The sequence below is a fragment of the Hydrocoleum sp. CS-953 genome, assembly GCF_002260545.1.
Classification (GTDB): Bacteria; Cyanobacteriota; Cyanobacteriia; order Cyanobacteriales; family Microcoleaceae; genus Trichodesmium.
Window position 1 is genome coordinate 1 of sequence record NZ_LGSU01000306.1, and the last position, 2,685, is coordinate 2,685.

General features: G+C 37.9%; 1 protein-coding gene. It reads right to left on the reverse strand.

Annotation, left to right across the window (positions count from 1 at the left end; all coding sequences use genetic code 11):
• Positions 1–502: 502 nt before the first annotated feature.
• Positions 503–2,602, reverse strand: a complete 2,100-nt coding sequence (locus AFK68_RS02800; protein WP_094671456.1) for a CHASE domain-containing protein — start codon at positions 2,600–2,602, stop codon at positions 503–505.
• Positions 2,603–2,685 lie beyond the last annotated feature (83 nt).

A 2,685-nucleotide genomic window follows, 5' to 3' on the forward strand; every position in this document is an offset into this window, starting at 1 on the left:
ATTCCACAGTGGGAGAAGGTACAATATTTACTATTACACTGCCTAGAGCCTAAAAATCGCCAAATGATACCACTTTTAGGAATTATATCAAATCCGTTGGCTTCGGAGTATTATAAGAAACCGGGTTTATGGGAGATAGATGGTAGGGACGCCCTTATGCAACGTCCCTACAAGGGAATTTCATATAAACCCGGTTTCTACACTTTTTTACACCGATACTAGCGGATTTAATATCACTATCCTCAAAAGTTTCGTAGGTAATTCTTTTTCATCCTCCAAGAATTTATTTCTTGCTTTACAGCAGAAGTCTACCTTTAATATCATCAGGACTTACGCATAGCCACTATATCTAGTAGGGGTTAACGGCCGTTAACCCCTACAGGTGGTGTATATTTTCATGTTTTGCGTAAGTCCTGATCATGTCCGTTTGTCTTAAGTGCTGGAGAAATGTCTACCTTAAATAGTAGGGGCGAATACGATTCGCCTTCTAGGGATAGCGCTTTTAAGTTTTTACTCCTTTCAAACATCCTTCCTTCTTCCCTCTTCCTTCTTCCTTCTTCCTTTCAAAAGACCTCTGAACTTGCATGGCGATCGGCAACTTAATGATAAACTCTGTACCATTTCCCTCCTCAGAGGAACACAGTAAATAGCCCCCATGCTTCTCACAAATAATTTGATAACTAATTGAAAGTCCCAGTCCCGTTCCTTTGCCAACTGGTTTAGTTGTAAAAAATGGATCAAACAAGCGAGTTTGAATATCTGTCTTAATACCAGGACCATTATCAGTAATTTGAATTGTAATCCACTCGGTATCAACTTGAGCTGTTTTAATTGAAATCATCGGCGATCGCTCCTTTAACTTCCCTTCCTCAATTGCATCTTCTAAAGCATCAATGGCATTAGCTAAAATATTCATAAATACCTGATTCAATTGACCTGCATAACATTCAATCAAAGGCAGATTACCGTAATCTTTAGTCACTTGAAGTTCTGGGCGATGAGGCTGACTCTTGATTCGATGTGCCAAAATCATTAATGTACTTTCAAGACCCGTGTGAATATCCACTTCCTTGACTGTTGATTCATCTAACCGGGAAAAATTACGCAGAGACAAAACTATTTCGCGCAGACGTTCACTCCCAACTTTCATAGATTTTAATAATTTTGGTAAATCTTCGGCAATAAAATCTAAATCAATATCTTCAATAGCTGCTTCAATCTCTGGAGCAGGAGTAGGATATTGGGTTTGATAGAGGTAAATCAAATCAAACAAATCTTGAAAATGATGGTTAGCATATTCAACATTTCCGGAGATAAAACTGACTGGGTTATTAATTTCATGGGCAACACCTGCTACCAACCTGCCTAAACTTGACATTTTTTCTGTTTGTACTAGCTGTAGTTGAGTCTGGTGTAGTTCTTGCAGTAATTCTTCTAATTCCCGATTTTTGCCCTCAACTTTTAAAGTTGCCTGCTGGGAAATTAATAAATACATCACCAAAGAGACTGTCACTAATAAACCTAATGCCAGAACTGTTTCAGAACGCCAACTAGATATAGAATGATCAGAAGCAGGTAATACTAACAAGGAAAGTTCCTGTTGTGCTGTATGAAGCGAACGGATACAAAATTCCCACTCACGACTATAACGACAAAGATGTTGTGGCTGCTCTACTGGGTTGTCAATAATTTCTAAATTAGCAACTTGAGGAGATTCTGTCAAACTTTGGGAGTCAGCTTTGTATGCGATTAGGAAATAGTCAGTGGCATTGACAGCAGTTTTGTTTAAAGCAGAACCTAACTGATCTTCTGCTAAACGATAGAGATAGAAATCAAGTCCATTAAGGTTGAGATTGCTGATGGCTTTTTCAACCAAAGTCCTAACTTCATAAAAACCAAATACTACTCCTTGAAATTTTGTATCGTCGTCATTTTTTTTGGAGTCAAGGGATTTAAACTTTGAGTTAGTGGAAGTAAAGACTGGATGGTAAAGTACAAAGCCTGATTTGCCATTTTCTAATTGCACTAAAGGCGTACTCACACTTACTCCTATACGTTCTGCTCTTTCTATACTCAGCAAACGTTTTATGTCTGAAGCAGCATCCCAACCAATATAATCTTGCCATCTAGTTAAGGGCGCTATATAGGTTGTGGGGAAGTAAACCTGGCGATCGCCTGCCACTACTTGATTTCCTTTGGAGTTATGTTCGCGAATCTGAAAATCTTTTAACCCTTGAGCTTGTAATTGTTGCTCATAGAGTGAACGTTCTTGATTCTCTACTTTTTGACTCCACCCTAATCCTAACAAACCGTCATAATACGGTAGTAGGGAGCTTGTAAATTCTTGAAACTCTTGCCTAGTAACTTTTTCAGGCGATTTCAGGAAACTACCTACCGATCTAGTAAGTTGGGTGTAACTATGTAATTGCCTTTGTAACTCATTCACCAAGACAGTAGATTGTTGTTGAAACCGCTCCCGATCTTTTGCTAGTTCCCAGTGATAAACTACGAGGGTAGCAACGATCGAAAGAGTAATCCCCGTTAATCCCACTACTCCCACCGCTAGGTATTGCTTGAATAAATATAGAAATTGTCTCACCACTATTAATAATAATTTTTAATAAATTTTGATTCTTATAATTGTAACATTTTTTAAAGTATTTGTCTAAATTTATTTATTTATAC